At 72.5% G+C, this 15,598-nt stretch carries 13 protein-coding genes; 5 read left to right on the plus strand and 8 right to left on the minus strand.

Features of this window, described 5'->3' with window-relative positions; all coding sequences use genetic code 11:
• Position 1: 1 nt before the first annotated feature.
• Both NOSIN_RS17750 and wecB read right to left on the minus strand, forming a co-directional pair.
• On the minus strand, positions 2-1,792 hold the full coding sequence (locus NOSIN_RS17750) for a hypothetical protein (RefSeq protein ID WP_077691825.1): 1,791 nt from the start codon (positions 1,790-1,792) through the stop codon (positions 2-4).
• A gap of 324 nt (positions 1,793-2,116) precedes the next feature.
• Positions 2,117-3,229 carry a non-hydrolyzing UDP-N-acetylglucosamine 2-epimerase gene (gene wecB, locus NOSIN_RS17755; RefSeq protein ID WP_077691826.1) on the minus strand — a complete coding sequence of 371 codons (1,113 nt, stop codon included), beginning with the start codon at positions 3,227-3,229 and terminating at the stop codon, positions 2,117-2,119.
• Positions 3,230-3,458: 229 nt separating this feature from the next.
• Between wecB and NOSIN_RS17760 the strand changes: the two genes are divergently transcribed.
• From NOSIN_RS17760 to NOSIN_RS17775, 4 genes are all read left to right on the plus strand, one after another.
• Complete coding sequence (locus tag NOSIN_RS17760; RefSeq protein WP_227014669.1) at positions 3,459-5,189, plus strand: glycosyltransferase family 4 protein; 1,731 nt, start codon at positions 3,459-3,461, stop codon at positions 5,187-5,189.
• A 102-nt stretch (positions 5,190-5,291) separates the two neighbouring features.
• Complete coding sequence (locus NOSIN_RS17765; protein WP_077691828.1) at positions 5,292-6,662, plus strand: nucleotide sugar dehydrogenase; 1,371 nt, start codon at positions 5,292-5,294, stop codon at positions 6,660-6,662.
• 252 nt (positions 6,663-6,914) lie between these two features.
• Positions 6,915-8,072: a glycosyltransferase family 4 protein gene (locus tag NOSIN_RS17770; RefSeq protein WP_077691829.1), complete on the plus strand. Its 1,158-nt coding sequence runs from the start codon at positions 6,915-6,917 to the stop codon at positions 8,070-8,072.
• A 104-nt stretch (positions 8,073-8,176) separates the two neighbouring features.
• Complete coding sequence (locus tag NOSIN_RS17775) at positions 8,177-8,782, plus strand: malonic semialdehyde reductase (RefSeq protein WP_077691830.1); 606 nt, start codon at positions 8,177-8,179, stop codon at positions 8,780-8,782.
• Positions 8,783-8,923: 141 nt separating this feature from the next.
• On the opposite strand, the gene NOSIN_RS17780 is transcribed toward NOSIN_RS17775, so the two are convergent.
• The 6 genes from NOSIN_RS17780 to NOSIN_RS17805 all read right to left on the minus strand — a co-directional run bounded on the left by NOSIN_RS17780 (position 8,924) and on the right by NOSIN_RS17805 (position 14,728).
• Positions 8,924-10,612 carry a PP2C family protein-serine/threonine phosphatase gene (locus tag NOSIN_RS17780; RefSeq protein ID WP_077691831.1) on the minus strand — a complete coding sequence of 563 codons (1,689 nt, stop codon included), beginning with the start codon at positions 10,610-10,612 and terminating at the stop codon, positions 8,924-8,926.
• The gene (locus tag NOSIN_RS17785; protein WP_077691832.1) at positions 10,609-11,655 is read right to left on the minus strand and encodes a SpoIIE family protein phosphatase; all 1,047 of its coding nucleotides are present in this window, start codon (positions 11,653-11,655) and stop codon (positions 10,609-10,611) included. The genes NOSIN_RS17780 and NOSIN_RS17785 overlap by 4 nt, the downstream gene beginning before the upstream one ends.
• Complete coding sequence (locus NOSIN_RS17790) at positions 11,652-12,092, minus strand: anti-sigma regulatory factor (RefSeq protein ID WP_077691833.1); 441 nt, start codon at positions 12,090-12,092, stop codon at positions 11,652-11,654. Before NOSIN_RS17790 ends, NOSIN_RS17785 begins: the two co-directional genes overlap by 4 nt.
• Positions 12,089-12,484 (minus strand): STAS domain-containing protein, encoded by a 396-nt coding sequence (locus NOSIN_RS17795; RefSeq protein ID WP_077693637.1) that lies wholly within the window; start codon positions 12,482-12,484, stop codon positions 12,089-12,091. The genes NOSIN_RS17790 and NOSIN_RS17795 overlap by 4 nt, the downstream gene beginning before the upstream one ends.
• A 19-nt stretch (positions 12,485-12,503) precedes the next feature.
• The gene (locus NOSIN_RS17800; RefSeq protein WP_077691834.1) at positions 12,504-13,388 is read right to left on the minus strand and encodes an STAS domain-containing protein; all 885 of its coding nucleotides are present in this window, start codon (positions 13,386-13,388) and stop codon (positions 12,504-12,506) included.
• 164 nt (positions 13,389-13,552) lie between these two features.
• Positions 13,553-14,728: a PP2C family protein-serine/threonine phosphatase gene (locus tag NOSIN_RS17805; RefSeq protein WP_170293628.1), complete on the minus strand. Its 1,176-nt coding sequence runs from the start codon at positions 14,726-14,728 to the stop codon at positions 13,553-13,555.
• Positions 14,729-14,890: 162 nt separating this feature from the next.
• Between NOSIN_RS17805 and NOSIN_RS17810 the strand changes: the two genes are divergently transcribed.
• The gene (locus tag NOSIN_RS17810; protein ID WP_171986604.1) at positions 14,891-15,382 is read left to right on the plus strand and encodes a MarR family winged helix-turn-helix transcriptional regulator; all 492 of its coding nucleotides are present in this window, start codon (positions 14,891-14,893) and stop codon (positions 15,380-15,382) included.
• The last annotated feature ends 216 nt before the right edge of the window (positions 15,383-15,598 follow it).

Here is a 15,598-nt window from a genome sequence, read left to right on the forward strand (position 1 = left end):
GTCAACCGACCGCACCGGTCGGGGCGTCCGTGGTGTTGTACACGGCGTCCTCGGCGTCGGAGTCGGTGCCCGTACCGTGGTCGGGCCCCAGCGCCAGGAGCCGGGTGCCGCGGCGGTTCCACTCCGCGGGATCCCAGCCGCGCCGCAGCAGTCCGGTACGGGCCAGCTCCGGGACGACCGAGCTGACGAAGACGTACTGCTGGCCGCTGGTGCCCGGCCGGTCGAAGAACCCGCGTGCCCCGTCCTCCCGCGGGCGGCCGTCCGGGTCGCCGCCGTCCTCCCCGGCGCCGAGGTCCACGGTGCCGACCGCGTCGGCGTCCGAGCACTCGACCGCGCACACCAGGTCGGCGAGCCGTCTGCGTCCCACCGGCGCGGTCCACAGGTGCGCCCAGGGCGCGGTGGCCCGCTCCGCCAGGACCGCCCACCGCTCCGGGCCGAGCCCGCCGACCCGGACGTCGGGTGTGCCCCGGGTCAGCTCCTCGGGAGTGTCCGGGGCGCTGAAGCGCGCGGTGCGCACGGTGACGCCCTCGGCCCGCAGCCGCCGGATCCCGGGCAGGCGCGAGGCCGTGCTGGGCACGACCACCTCCGTGGGCCTCAGGGCGGCGGCCAGCAGGTCGTCGGCGAGCAGCTCGGCGTCGCTCTCCCCCGCCGGGTCGGCGAGGACGGCCACGGAGCGGCCCCTCAGCGGCAGTTCCGCGCCCGGGGTTCCGGGCGGGAAGTCCAGGCCGTCCAGGATCTCGGCGAGGCGGACCGGCGTGGCCTCCCGCAGGAAGACCTGCCGGAGCATGCCCCGCTGTTCGGAGGGTGTGGGCTCCTCGGCGCGCAGGCGCGGCACCGTGACCGCCAGCCCCTCCGCGGCGGGGCCGGCCGGGTCGGGGACCGCCGCGTGGGCGACCACGCGGGTGCCGCACGCCCAGGCGCGGCGGCGCAGGCGCACGTCCTCGCTCGGGAACGCGGGGACGACGGCGACGTTGGCTGCGCGCAGGGCTTCGGCCAGGCCGGAGGAGTCGGCGTCCACCACGCCCGCGCCCAGTTCGGTGAGGACGTCCGGGACGGGCTCGTCGCGGTGCCCGCGCACGAACACCGCCTGGGGCCCGGGCGTCAGGTGGGCGGCCACCGGGTTGAACAGGTGCAGGGGGACTCCGGCGTCCCCCTTGTGGACCCGGTCGAAGCCCATTGCGCGCAGGGCGGGCGGGGCGGGCTCGTCGTCGATCAGGACGGTGGGGATGCCCCGTGCGGCGGCGGACTCCAGGACCCAGTGCAGGGCGCGGGTGCGGTCCACGACCGCGGGGTCGCCCACGTGTGCCCACGGCGAGCCCGGGGCGGCGGCCGAGGCGGAGACCAGGACCAGGTCCACGTCCACGCCGTCCATGACGATCTGGGCGTCGTGCGGTCGCAGGGACACCGGGTGCAAGTACGGGTCGATCGCCTCGGCGATGGCGGGACCGACGACGGTGGCGGCCACGAGCAGGTCCTCGCCGCCGCCCGGCACGCCGGTGAGGAGGCGGGCCTCCTGGCGGTCCGCGTCGAAGGAGCGGACCGGCTCGACGCCGCGGCGGCGTTCGGTGTGCCGGGTGGTTCCGCTGCGCCGCCAGAGGCGGTAGAGGTCACGCGGGAGTTTGACCAGGGACCGGCCGGGCTTCTTCGCGGCGGCCGTGAGCGCGCGACCCACCTGGAGCGAGGTGGAGCCCTCCACGGCCGCCAGCCGCACGCGTGCCTCCTGGAGCTGGGCCTCGCGCTCGGCCAGCGCCTGGCGGAGCTGTTCGGTCTGGCTCTGTTCACGCCGTTTCACGGTCTGCCACCTTGTGTTCTGGTCGGATCGGCGAAACCACTGCGTCGGTCGGCTGCGGGGCCGGCGTCGCGGGGCGGTACCCCCGGCGCGTGCCCGGACGGGTACGGATGCCCTTGGCGAGGCGTGTCGCGGGTCTGGCCGGGCATCGTGGCGGAGGGGGCTGATGGACGTTTGCCATGGTGGACTACCTGGACCGCTGTGGGGGGATCGGGACGGTGCCACGGCCGTCCGACGGGGCCGGGGCGGGAGTGGCGCGCTCCCGGGTGCCCTCCAGGGCACGCCTGGGCGCGGGGACGGGGCTGCGGTTCTCGTGTGTCATCGGGTTCACCTTGACCACTGGGTGAGGACGGAGGCGATGCGCTCACCGGAGCGCCCGTCCCACAGGGGCGGGACGTCGTCGCCGATCCGCTCGGGGGTCTGCCCGTGCAGGACCTTGGTGACGGCCTGGATGAGGTCGGCCTCCGTGACGAGCTGGTTGGTGCCGTGGGTGATGGTGACGGGGCGTTCGGTGTTGGGCCGCAGGGTCAGGCAGGGGATCCCCAGGATGGTGGTCTCCTCCTGTACACCGCCGGAGTCGGTGACCACGGCGGCGGCGCCGCGGGTGAGGGCGACGAAGTCGAGGTAGCCGAGGGGTTCGAGGAGGCGCACGCGCGGGTGGTCGCCGAGTCCGGCCCGGTCGAAGGCGGCTTTGCCGCGCGGGTGCACGGGCATGACCACGTCGGCGAGCTCGGCGATCTCGTGCAGGCGCGCGGTGAGGCGGGCGACGTTGTCGGGGTCGTCCACGTTCGCGGGCCGGTGCAGGGTGGCGGCGACGTAGCGCTCGGGCAGGCCGAGACGGGTCCGCAGGGCCTCGGCGTCGAAGCGGTCGAGGTTGCCCAGCAGGGTGTCGATCATGGGGTTGCCGACCAGGTGGACGCGGTCGGAGGCGACGCCCTCGGCGGCCAGGTGGCCGACGGCCTCCGGGCTGGTGGCGAAGCACAGGTCGCTGAGCTGGTCGGTGACCCTGCGGTTGATCTCCTCGGGCATGGTGTTGTCGAAGGAGCGCAGGCCCGCCTCCACGTGGGCCACGGGGATGCCCAGCTTGGCGGCCACCAGGGCGGCGGCGACGGTGGAGTTGACGTCGCCGTAGACGACGACCATGCCGGGCCGGCGCGCGGTGAACTCCTTCTCCAGGCCCACCATGAGGGCGGCGGTCTGGGTCGCGTGGGAGCCCGATCCCACGCCGAGGTCGACGTCGGGGGTGGGCAGGTTCAGGTCGCGGAAGAACACGGCGGACATGCGGTCGTCGTAGTGCTGGCCGGTGTGCACGACCGACTGGTGGGCGCCGCGCCCGCGCAGGGCGGAGACGACGGGCGCGGCCTTGACGAAGTTGGGGCGCGCGCCGACGACGTGCACGATCCCGGTGTCCTGGCTCCCCAGGGGGGCGCTCGTTGCCACGACTCTCACGTTTCCTTCTGTTGGGGTGATGTTCCCGCCGTGACCGGCGAGGCTGGTGTGGTCCGACGACGTTCTTTGCCCGAGCCGTCCCGTCCGTGTCGCCGTGGTGTCACCACATGGTCACGTCGGCGTGGTTGTGTGACTGACCGTGCATGACACCCGAGCTTCCGAATCCCAGGTCCCGCGTCCCCGTACCCGCTGGCCGCGGGCGGTGACGTTCATCCTGTCGTTGGCCTGGCAACACCTGCGGTCCGATCCGGCCCGGCTGCCGCTTCTGGCCCTGCGGCTGACGCCCGGTCCGCCGCGGCGGGCGGTCCGCGCCCTGGCCTCCCGTGCGGGTGGCAGGGCCCGCGCCTACGCCCTGTGGGACCAGGGCCGGCGCGGCGACGCCCGTGAGGCGGTGCTCGCCGCGGCGAGCGGCGCCCCTCCCCGCCGGGTGGGCCGCCTGGTGGCGGCCTGCCTGGCGGCGGGAGACGCTGAGACCGCCCGTGAGCTGGTCGAACAGCTCCCGGAGGGTGCCCTCCGGGAGGCCGCGGAGTACCGGACGGCCCTGGCCACGGGACGCGCTGTTCCCGCGTCCCCGTCCACGTCGCCCGACCGTCACGGGATCACGTTAACCCGCGATGCCCGAACGCGGCCCGACGACACGGTGAACGCTCGGCGACCGGAGGCTCCCGACGGTGAACGCTGGCGTGTGGCCGGTGATCCGTCGTCACCCGGATCGGGGCTGCGGGTGCTGCACCTGGTGACCAACGCGCTGCCGCACACCAACGCCGGATACACCCAGCGCACCCACCGGATCGCGGTCGCCCAGCGCGAGGCCGGGATGGACGTGCACGTGGCCACGCGGGCGGGGTACCCGCTCACCAAGGGTGTACCGGACCCGCGCACGCTGGTGCGCCTGGACGGTGTCGCCTACCACAGGCTGATCCCGTGGACGGCGCCGAGCGGCCCCGCGGGTGAGCTGGAGGCGGGGGTGCGGATGGCGTCGGAGCTGGTGGAGGCGGTGCGCCCGCACGTGCTGCACGCCGCGAGCAACCACCACAACGCCCGTCTGGCGCTGGAGCTGGGCCGCAGGTTCGGCCTGCCGGTGGTGTACGAGGTACGGGGCTTCCTGGAGGAGTCGTGGCTGTCCCGCGACCCCTCGCGCAGTGTGGACGACGCCTTCTACCGGGCCGAGCGCGCGAGCGAGACCGAGTGCATGCTGGCCGCCGACCTGGTGGTGACGCTGGGCGAGGCGATGCGTGCCGACATCGAGGCGCGGGGGGTGGCGCGCGAGCGGCTGCTGGTGGTCCCCAACGCGGTGGACGCCTCCTTCCTCGAACCGCTGCCGCCGGGCGGCGGGGTGCGCCGCGAGCTGGGCATCGGCGCCGAGGAGTTCGTGGTGGGCACCACCACGAGCTGCTTCGGCTACGAGGGCCTGGACGTGCTGTTGGAGGCGGTGGCCCTGATGCGCGAGCGCGGGGAGCCGGCCCGCGCCCTGGTGGTGGGGGACGGCCCCGAGCTGTCCGTGCTGCGCGCCCGGGCCGCCTCCCTGGGACTGGAGGGCGCCGCGCACTTCCCCGGCCGGGTCCCCGCCGACCGGGTGCGCGCCCACCACGCCGCACTGGACGTGTTCGCCGTTCCGCGGAGGGACGAGAGGGTGTGCCGTCTGGTCACCCCGCTCAAACCCGTGGAGGCCATGGCGGGCGGACTTCCGGTGGTGGCCAGTGATCTTCCCGCTTTGCGAGAGATCGTGGAACCGGGAGTGACAGGAGAGTTAATTCCTGCGGGCGAATCGGCATGCCTAGCAGATGTCCTGACAAAACTCGCTTACAGTCATGAAAAGCGGGCTTCCTACGGCCGTGCAGGTCGCAGCCTCGTCGGCGCGGACCGCACATGGACCGAGGCCGCATACCGCTACAACCAGGCGTATCGGGTTCTGATTCGAAAAATGACCGGACCAGGCCAGAACCCGTGACCGGGGACAACGCCTGCCTACACTCGGATGTCCAAGGCACTGAGCAATGGCAATCCCCGCTTTTACGCCCGTTCACGAAATGAATGCGAGTGTGACCACGAAGTGGATGCCGCAGCCTCCAACCCAGCACCTGTTTCCGAGCAGTCCGCCGGCGCGGTCAGCGATCTCGTCGTCCTCGGTCTCGGCTACGTCGGCCTGCCGCTGGCGGCCGAGGCCGTGTCCGCGGGACTGAAGGTCACCGGCCTCGACGTGAGCGGTCACGTCGTCGACGGGCTCAACAACGCGGTGTCGCATGTGGACGACCTCTCCTCGGAGGACGTCCGCCAGATGCTGGACCGCGGTTTCAAAGCGACCACGGACCCGACATGCCTGTCCACCGCGCGAACCATCGTGATCTGCGTTCCCACGCCGCTGTCGCCCGAGGGCGGCCCGGACCTGGGCGCGGTCACCTCGGCGGCCACGTCGATCGCCGCGCAGCTACAGCCGGGCACCCTGGTCATCCTGGAGTCCACCACCTACCCCGGCACCACCGACGAGGTGGTCCGCCCGCTGCTGGAGAAGTCCGGCCTCGTCGCGGGCGCCGACTTCCACCTGGCGTTCTCGCCCGAGCGCATCGACCCCGGCAACCCGACCTTCGGCGTGGCCAACACGCCCAAGGTGGTCGGGGGCCTCACCCCCGAGTGCGGTGAGGCCGCGGCGGTCTTCTACACCGCCTTCGTGAACACGGTGGTGCGGGCGCGCGGCACCCGCGAGGCCGAGATGGCCAAGCTGCTGGAGAACACCTACCGGCACGTCAACATCGCGCTGGTGAACGAGATGGCCATCTTCTGCCAGGAACTGGGCATCGACCTGTGGGACTCCATCGCGGCGGCCGCCACCAAGCCGTTCGGCTTCCAGGCCTTCTACCCGGGGCCGGGCGTGGGCGGGCACTGCATCCCCATCGACCCGAACTACCTGTCGTACAAGGTCAAGACCCTGGGATACCCGTTCCGGTTCGTGGAGCTGGCCCAGGAGATCAACGGCCGGATGCCGTCCTACGTCATCCAGCGGGCGCAGGAGCTGCTCAACGACTCCGGCCTGGCGCTGTCGCGGTCCAAGGTGCTGCTGCTGGGCGTGACCTACAAGGCCGACATCGCCGACCAGCGCGAGTCCCCGGCCCGGCCGGTCGCGCGCAAGCTGGCCGCCAAGGGCGCCACCCTCACCTACCACGACCCGCACGTGGAGTCGTGGCAGGTCGACGGGGTGGACGTGCCCCGGTCCACCGACCTGGACCAGGCGCTGGCCGACGCCGACCTGACCATCCTGCTCACCGACCACAGCGAGTACCGGCCCAAGCGCCTGGAGGAGTACGCGCGGCTGCTCCTGGACACCCGGGGCGTGCTGCGCCGCCCCGACCCCGAGGCCGACCCGGCCCCGGCGGTCCCCGTCCAGGTCCGCCGCCACACCTCGCGCGAGGGGCTCCAGGTCCTGTGATCTGACCGGGTTCACCGGTCCCGAAAGGGCACGCCGATCCGGACACCCACGGTGTCCACCGGCGTGCCTCTTCGTGTTCACGTTCCCCTGGCCGAAGGTTCACGCGTTGCACTCCGACCGGCCACCGGGCTTTCCTCGGCGCGTCTTCCCCGCTGCATACCGTGTCGGAAGACCCATACGGCTTTCTTGAAGTGGATGATCATCATAGATCGCCACAAACCGCCCATACGGTGACCCAGGTAGGTGAACGCGATGCACGCGCTTGTGGCCACGGTTGTGCACCATCCTGAGGACGCCCGGATCCTGCACCGCCAGATCCGGGCCCTGCTGGACGCTGGACACACGGTGACCTACGTGGCGCCGTTCCGTGAGTGCGGGGTAACCCCGTGGAAGGAACTGCGCTCGGTGGACGTGCCGCGCGCCTCCGGCCGTGAGCGGCTGTCCTCCCTGCGCGCCGCACGTGCGGTGCTCGCCGAACAGGCTCCCGGGGCCGACCTGCTGCTCTTCCACGACCCCGAACTCCTGCTGGCCCTGCCGTCCAAGCGCCCGGTGACGGTGTGGGACGTGCACGAGGACACGGCCGCGGCCCTGCTCACCAAGGCGTGGGTGCCCGTGGCCCTGCGGCGCCCGCTGGGCGCGGTGGTGCGCTCCTTCGAGCGGCGCGCGGAGCGCCGGATGCGGCTGCTGCTGGCCGAGGAGGGCTACCGCTCCCGCTTCCGCTGCGAGCACCCGGTGGTGCCCAACACCACCGACGTGCCCGAGGCGCCGGCACGCGAACCGGGAGACGACCGGGTGGTGTACCTGGGCCAGGTGTCGGAGGCGCGCGGCGCGCGCGAACTGGTGGAGCTGGGCCGCATGCTGCGCCCGCACGGGGTGCGCCTGGAGGTGATCGGCGGCGCCGACGTCGGCGTGCGGCCGCTGCTGCGCCGGGCCCAGCAGGAGGACGTCCTGCACTGGTACGGGTTCGTGCCCAACGACCGGGCGCTGCGGATCTGCGCGGGTGCCGTGGCGGGGCTGAGCCTGCTGCACGACACCCCGAACTACCGGCACTCGATGCCGACCAAGGTCGTGGAGTACATGGCGCACGGCCTCCCGGTGGTGACCACGCCCAACCCGATGGCGCAGGCCCTGGTGACCGGCCGCCCGGAGGGCCCCGCGGGCCTGGTGGTGCCGTTCGGCGACGCGTCGGCGGCGGCGGAGGCGGTGCTGCGGCTGCGCCGTGACCATGAGCTGCGCCGGAGCCTGGCGCGCACCGGGCACCAGATCACGCGGACGTCCTTCCACTGGCCCGTCCAGGCCCGGCTGTTCGTCAAGCGGCTGGAGGCGTGGGTGGACGAGGCGTCCGACCCGGTCCCCGTCGTACCGCTCCAGAGGGGCCACCAGCACCAGGGCACGCCCGTGGGTGATTGAACCCACATCTAAGGTTCCAGGAAATATCTTCCTCAGCAACAAGTGTTGACGCCCGTGCCGGTGACTCCGGCCCCGCCGCACCACGAGCACGACCGAGGAAGAACATGACTGACGCCCTGGTTCTGGACAAGGTGGCTCAGGACCTCCTGTTCCGTGACGCCCGCAGCGCCAACAGCTTCACCGACGAGCCGGTGACCGACGAACAGGTGCGTGCCATCCACGACCTGGTCAGGTACGGGCCCACCGCCATGAACAACCAGCCCCTGCGTGTCACCGTGGTGCGGTCCCGCCAGGCCCGCGAGCGCCTCGTGCCGCACATGGCGGGCAACAACGCCCCTAAGACCCTGACGGCTCCGCTGACGCTGATCCTGTCCTCGGACTCCGACTTCCACGAGAACTTCCCGAAGACCTTCCCCGTCGTGCCCGACGCCCGGGACAACTTCGCCGGGATGCCCGTCGAGGCCCGCCGGAGCATGGCCGACCAGAACGCGCTCCTGCAGATCGCCTACCTGATCGTGGGCGTGCGCGCCGCCGGGCTGGCCGCCGGGCCGATGAGCGGCTTCGACGCCGAGGGGGTGCGCCGGGAGTTCTTCGGCGAGGACTCCGCGCTGCGGCCGCTCGTGGTCATGAACGTGGGCAGGCCGGGCCCGGACGCGTGGTTCGACCGCCTGCCGCGCCTGGAGCACGACGAGGTCTTCACCGAGATCTGATCCACCGGGGACCCGGCCCGCCGGGGACCCGAGGCACAGGGGGCCGGGCACCATCGGGTGCCCGGCCCCCTGTGCGTCCGACCCCGGTGCGTCCGGCCTCCGCGGGACCCCTCCGCCCGGGAGGGAGGACCCCTCCGGTCCTCACACGGCCGTGTCCGGCGCCTCTCCGGCGAGGAAGACCAGCAGGCACACGTCGTCGTCGCAGTCCTGGTGCTTGACCATCGCGTCCAGCAGGTCGTCCGCCGCCTTCTCCGGGCCGCTCTCCCAGTAGGGCGGCCCGCCGAAACCCTCCAGCAGCCGGGCGATCCCGTCGTCGATGGACTCCCCGCGCCGCTCCACGAGGCCGTCGGTGTACAGCAGCAGGGCCGAACCCGGCGGCAGCTCGACCGTGTGGTCGGTGTAGGACGGTTCCACCGGCAGGCCCAGCATCCCGCCGGAAGGAAGCTCCACCGCCCGGGCCCCGCCCCCGCCGTCCCGCCACAGCGGCGGCGGGTGGCCCGCGCCGGCCATCACCATCTCCGGGTCCCCGGGGCGGAAGCGCACGATGACGGCGGTCGCGAACAGGTCGGGTTCGAGGCGGCCCAGGAGCCGGTGCAGGCGTTCCATCAGCGCGGCCGGGCTCCGCTCCTCCATGGCGTACGCGCGCAGGGCCGTCCGCAACTGGCCCATCATCACCGCGGCGTGGACGCCGTGCCCGGTGACGTCTCCCACCACGCCGATGAACTCGCCGTCTTCCAGGGGGAAGACGTCGTACCAGTCGCCGCCCACGTTCATGCCCCGTGTGGCCGGGAGGTAGCGGGCGGTCAGCTCCATCCCCGGGGTGCCGGGCAGTTCGGTGAGCATCGCCCGTTGCAGCGCGGCGGCCGTGTCGCGCTCGCGCTCGAAGCGGCGCGCGTTGTCCAGCGACACCGCCACCCTGTGGGAGAACTCGACCAGCACGACCCCGTCGTCGGGGTCCACCGCGCTCCCGCGCCGCAGCAGCATCACGCCGAGGAGGTCGGTACCCGTGAGCAGCGGCAGGGCCAGTCGGCCCTGCTCCGCCACGGCGTCCGCCGGCCTCCGCCGGGCCGCGGACAGGAGCACCTCCTCAGGCGGCTCGGCCCCGGACGGCCCGGTCCCGGGCGCGTCGGCGGAGCACAGCTCCCCGTTCTCCCCGAGGAGCCACACCTCGACCGAGTCGGCGTACCGGGGCACGAGGAGGTCCCGGAGCCGGGAGAAGATCTCCGTCTGGCTCAGGGAGGTCATCAGCCCGGCGCTGGCCGTGGAGAGGAACGTCAGCCTGTTGCGCGAGGCCTCCACCTCGTCCCGGGCCTCCCGTTCGGCCGCCAGGAGCCTCCTCTGCTCGTCACTGGCCTCGGCGAGCTCGGCGTGCAGCGCGAGCACGCCCAGGTTGGTCTCCTCCAGTTCCTGCTGGTGCCACTCCAGGTCGCGTGCGCGCTCGCCCGACACCGCGGCCACCGCCCCGGCCCGCTGGGAGGTGCGCAGGAGCTCCGCCGAGAGCAGTTCGAGGTCCGAACGCGGCGCCTCGGGACCCTCCACCGCCTCCGGCAGGGGCTTGGAGAGGCCGAGGGTGGAGGACCAGCGGCTCACGCCGGAGCCGTCGCGGACCGTGGCCCGCAGGGCGAGCCCGTCCTCGGCCAGCTCCACCACCAGCGAGGCCGCTCCCGTCTCACCGACCTCCCGCAGCGCGCGCGAGGAGGCGCCGTCGAGGAACTCCAGTTCGGCTTCGCCCGGGACGCACTCCGGGTCGAGCACACGGGCCATGGCCGCCCGGGCCAGCGCCACGTCGACCATGCCGTGGCAGGAGAGGTCCAACAGCGGTTCCCTCATCGTCCCTCCCTGTCGGTGCGTACGGTGTGCGTGGCCACCGCGATACTGGTGTCGTCCCGCATCAGGCGGGCGGCGCTGCCGGAGTCCCGGAACACCGCTCCGGCGACGACCGCCGCGTCGCGGTCGCGCAGGCGTTCGATGCCCGCGGGCGTCCACCGGCTGGGCAGTCCGTCACTGTGCAACACGAGCATGTCCCCCGGCAACCACTCGTACCGGGTCGGAAGCGGTGTGCGCAGGCCGAAGGCCCCCACGATCCCGGGCCGGGAGAGCAGCGTCTCCCAGCGCCCCCCGCGGTACAGGCGTGCGCCGACGTTGCCGACACCGCAGAAGGTGAGGCGGTGCCTGGGCTCGTCGATCTCGGCGATCGCGACGGCCGCGCCCCGTGTACGGCGCAGGGCCTCGTGCAGTCCCCTCAGCAGCGCCTCGGGGGTCCCTCCCCCTCCGTGCAGGACGAAACGTGTTGCCAGGGTGGAGGCCTCCGCGGCGGCGTCCCCGTGCCCGAGTCCGTCCGCCAGCATGACCGTGCGGCGGCCGGCGCCGCTGCGGAAGGCCAGGGCGTCCCCGGAGCGCCTGTGTCCGCTCAGCGGCACGTGCACCCCGCCGGTCGAGGCCTGGGCGCCGAAGTGGGAGCGGTCCTCGGGCCGGGCGAACCGGGCCACGGCGACCGTGCCCCTCCCCGGGCTGCTCTGGAGCTCGAAGAAGTCGGCGGCCCGCGCACAGGCCCCCAGCCCGGTGCCCAGGGAGTCGGCGGTGGAGAAGCCGTCCTCCATGGCCCGGGGGACGTCGGGGATGCCCGGCCCGTGGTCCAGTGTGAGTATCTGCAACGCCCGGGCCCTCCCCCAGGGCTCCTGGGCCGCCTCGGCCACGAAGCGGCCTCCCCCGGCGTACCTGCACATGTTGGTCGCCAGCTCGGACGCGGTGAGGACCGCGGCGTCCGTCCTGGCCCCGTCGAGGCCGAGGCCGCGCGCGGCCTCTCCCGCGGCCCGGGCCGCCTCGGGCACACGCGTGGCGTCGCCGACCTCCACGTCCCAGACCCTGGTCATCGGAGCCCTTGCCTCGCGGAGTACGGGTCGGCCCAGGAGATGACCGTGACCCTCGTCCCGCCGTCGGGGACGCTCTCGATCGCGAACTCCTGCACCAGGCGTTTGGAGCCGCTCAGCCCCATGCCCAGCCCGCCCGCGGTGGAGTAGCCGTCGCTCAGCGCGAGTTCCACGTCCGGGATGCCCGGACCGGAGTCGACGAAGCTCACCGACAGCCCCGGACCCGTACTGCCGTGGACGACACTGATCTCCGCGGCTCCCCCGCCCCCGTGCAGGAGCGTGTTGCGGGCGAGTTCGCTGGCGGCGGTCACCAGCTTGGTCTGCTGGACCAGGCCGAACCCGGTCCGCTGCGCCAGGGCGCGCACGTGCTGGCGGACCGCCGTCAGGTCCGTGTCCTTGCGGATGGGCACGCGTATCGGCTCCCGCTCGGCCTGGCTCACGGCGTGCCCCGTCCCGTCCGGTCCGCCTGCTCGATGGTGACCCCGAAGCTGGCCGCCGCCTCGGTGACCGTGCGGGCCGTGTCCATGCCCGGCAGGGTGAGGCCCAGCTCGACCAGGGTGATGGCCACCGACGGGCGCATGCCGACCAGCACGGTCCTGGCCGCGAGGAGGCGTGAGGACGCCGCGACCTCGGCGAGGACGCGCGCGAGGAAGGAGTCGACCACGTCGAGCGTGCTGATGTCGATGATGAGCCCGCGCGAACCGGTGTTCGCCACTGCGGCCGTGACGTCCTCCTGGAGGGCGATGGCCGACTCGTCGGGAAGCTCACCCTGGATGCTGACGAGCAGCAGTCCGCCGAGGTCGAGGACGGGAATGGTGGAGGGGCTGGTCACGTGCTTGTCCAATCAGCTCTCAGGGATTTCCTCGCGAGGGCAGCTCCTTGTACTCCCGGCGCTCCAGAGCCCACTCCAGCGCGTCGGCGAGGCTGGCGCGGGTGGTGACCGGTCCGAGGTCGAGCCCGAGCTGGACGATGGTCTGGGCGATGGCGGGGCGGATGCCGGAGATCACGCACTCGGCCCCCATGAGCCGTGCCGAGGCGACGGTCTTCATGAGGTGGTGCGCGACGAGCGAGTCCACCGTCGACACGCCGGTGATGTCGAGGATGGCGATGGTGGCCTTGTGCTCGACGATGGCCTCCAGGAGGTTCTCCATCACCACCTGGCTGCGCGCGCTGTCGAGCATGCCGATGAGCGGCACCGCGACGAGGCGGTCCCAGAGCTTGATGACCGGGGTCGCCATCTCCAGCAGTTGCTGGCGCTGGCGGAGGACGATCTCCTGGTTCTCCTGGAGCATGGTGTCGACGACCAGGACCCGCAGGGTCGCGAACAGCGTGAGGAGCTGAACGCGGGTCTCGGCGGCTTCCTCGGCCCCGGGTGCGGAGGCGTCCGCGGCCAACAGCTCCGACGCGGCCTCTCGGAGTGCGCCGACCTCGCGGTCCACCTGGGCCGTGGACAGGCCCGACCTCGCGCGCGAGGCGGTCATCGCGACGATCTGCTCCCGGATGGACCGGAAGCCGACGGCCTCCAGGTCGTCGACGCGTCCGCTCTCGGCGACGGCCGCGAGGGAGTCGACGACCGCGTGGCAGGCCTCGACGGCCTCGTCCCGTGTGATCGTGAACACGGTCTGGAAGAAGGGAAGGTCCGCCCACCGCTGGGCGATCTGCTCGCCGTGGCGCCTGAGAAGGTCCGCCACGGCCGCGGCGCCCGCCTCCGCGGGGCTGGTGGCTCCGTCAGTCATACGTCTCCTGTCATCCCTGGGTGGCACCGGACGGGCACGTCGCACACGTCGCTTGCTTCCTGACAACTATTTACCAGACGGGCACGAGCGGCCGTGACCAGCCGTAGCGGGTGGGGAAAACGGCCTCGGCTGGAGCACGGCCGGTGGGACGGAGCCCCCGCCGCCTACTCCCGGTGCTTTCGCCCCCGCCAGTCGAGGCAGACCACGAGCGCGTCGTCGGTCGCCTCCCGCCCGTCCTGGTACGTGGACAGGTGGCGCAGGACCTCCTGGGGGACGGAGGCCGCGGACAGCAGCCTGGTGGCCAGGACGGCCCGGGCCAGCGCCCTGTCCCCGAAGGCCTCCCCCGAGTTGCCCCGGGCGTCGAACACCCCGTCGCTGACGAAGACCAGCCGGTCGCCGGGTTCGACCCCGAAGCTCTGCACGGTGTACACCGTGTCCTCGGCCATGCCCAGGGGAAGCTGCGCCTCGAAGGGGACCAGGCTCACCTGGTCCTCCCGCAGGACGTAGAGGCGGGGCGAGCCGGCGTCGACCGCCTCCACGGCGCCCGTGTCGAGGTCGAGGCCGAGGGAGAGGACGTCCAGGTAGCACTCGCCCTGGTGCTGGGCGTAGACGGCCTTGTCGGCGAGGGCGACCTGATCGGCGAGCGACAGGCCCCCGCGGCGCGCGTTGCGCAGCGCGTTGACCGCGAGGTTGGAGAGGAGCGAGGCGTTGATGCCCTCGCCCATGCCGTTGGTGATGCTGAGGTTGAGCCGGTCCGGCTCGGCGGACCAGTCGAAGTTGTCGCCGCGTACCGCGTAGGCGGGTTCGAGTTGGGCACCGAGACTGTACTCGGGGCACTCGTAGGCGCGTCCGGGCAGCAGGTCCCACTGGATCTCGGCGGCCAGGGTGAGGCGGTCCCTGCGGCGGACCGACCGGTAGAGGTCGGTGTCGCGCTCGGCCACGAGGATCTCGTGCCCGAGGGCGTTGGCGGCGTGTGCCAGGTCGTCGATCAGCTCCTTGGGGAGGTCGCCCTCCTTCAGCTCGACGGTGAGGACGCCCAGCCGGTCACCGCGCGCGCTCACCGGGAGGTGGACGGCCGTGACGGCGGACTCGGGGTCGCTTTCGACGAAGCTCACCTGGGAGCCGAAGACCCTTCCCACGACACTGTTGAAGACGGAGAGGTCCTCGGTGCACTCCCCTGGCTCGGAGACGTGGCAGAGTGCCTTGAGCCCGTAGTCGGCGAGGAAGAGTTCGGCGGACGCCGCCCCGTACTCCTCCGCGAGCGCCTCGCGCAGAACCGTCAGGAGTCCGTGGGGCGCGGCCCCGCGCAGGGCCCTCGCTACCGTCTCGGATCTGTTCACTGTGTCGACCTGTGTTTTCTGTGCCGGATGGGAGTGCCCGCACGCCAGCACGGGTACGGTCGGCGGGCATGGGACAGGGTGTTCCGTTATGGTCGTAGAGATACCCGCTTACCGATCCCGGGACGGGGTGCGACTCACAGACGTGATGTGTGAGAGTGGGAAGTGAGTCCTGAATCGCAGGAACAGACAGCCGAGGCCGCCCGCGCCGCTTCCGCCCTCACCGAGCTGGTGGAAGTGCTCTGGGGGCGTGGTCGGGAGGTGGCCTCCTCACCGGTCTCTCCCTCGCAACTCAAGGTCCTCTTCGTCCTGGAGGAGGAGGACGGCGTGAACCTGCGGACCGTGACCGAGCGCCTGGGTTCCACCCCTCCATCCGTGAGCAGGTTGTGCGACCGCCTCCAGGCGGTCGGCTTCGTCAGTCGGACTGCGAGTCCCAACAGCCGGCGGGAGCTGAGGCTCTGGCTGAACGAGAGCGGCCGCTCCTTCCTGCGTGACCTCAGGGCGCGCAGGGAGGCGGAGCTCCACGAGGTCATCGCCCGCATGCCCCCGCGTAAGCGGGCGATGCTCCTGGAAGGACTCGTGTCCTTCAGCGAGGCGGCGGGCCGCTCCGACACACGCTCCGGCGGCTCCGAGCGGCCGAACTTCCGTACGGCCTGAGTTCGCCGGCACGCGGGCCGGACGGGCGACCCGGTACCGCGCTCGCGTATGAGGCCTCCGCCCCCCGCTGCCCGGGACTGCGACCGCCACCGGGGCGGCCCTCCCTAGCGCAAACAATGCCGACAAGAGCAATTGTTGTCAAGCGACAACAGTTTACCCGTAGCAGGACGGTGCCCTGCGTCCACCCCGCACACGCGGGGAGGGGCCGGACACCGT

It is taken from the genome of Nocardiopsis sinuspersici (assembly GCF_001998325.1).
Taxonomy (GTDB): domain Bacteria; phylum Actinomycetota; class Actinomycetes; order Streptosporangiales; family Streptosporangiaceae; genus Nocardiopsis; species Nocardiopsis sinuspersici.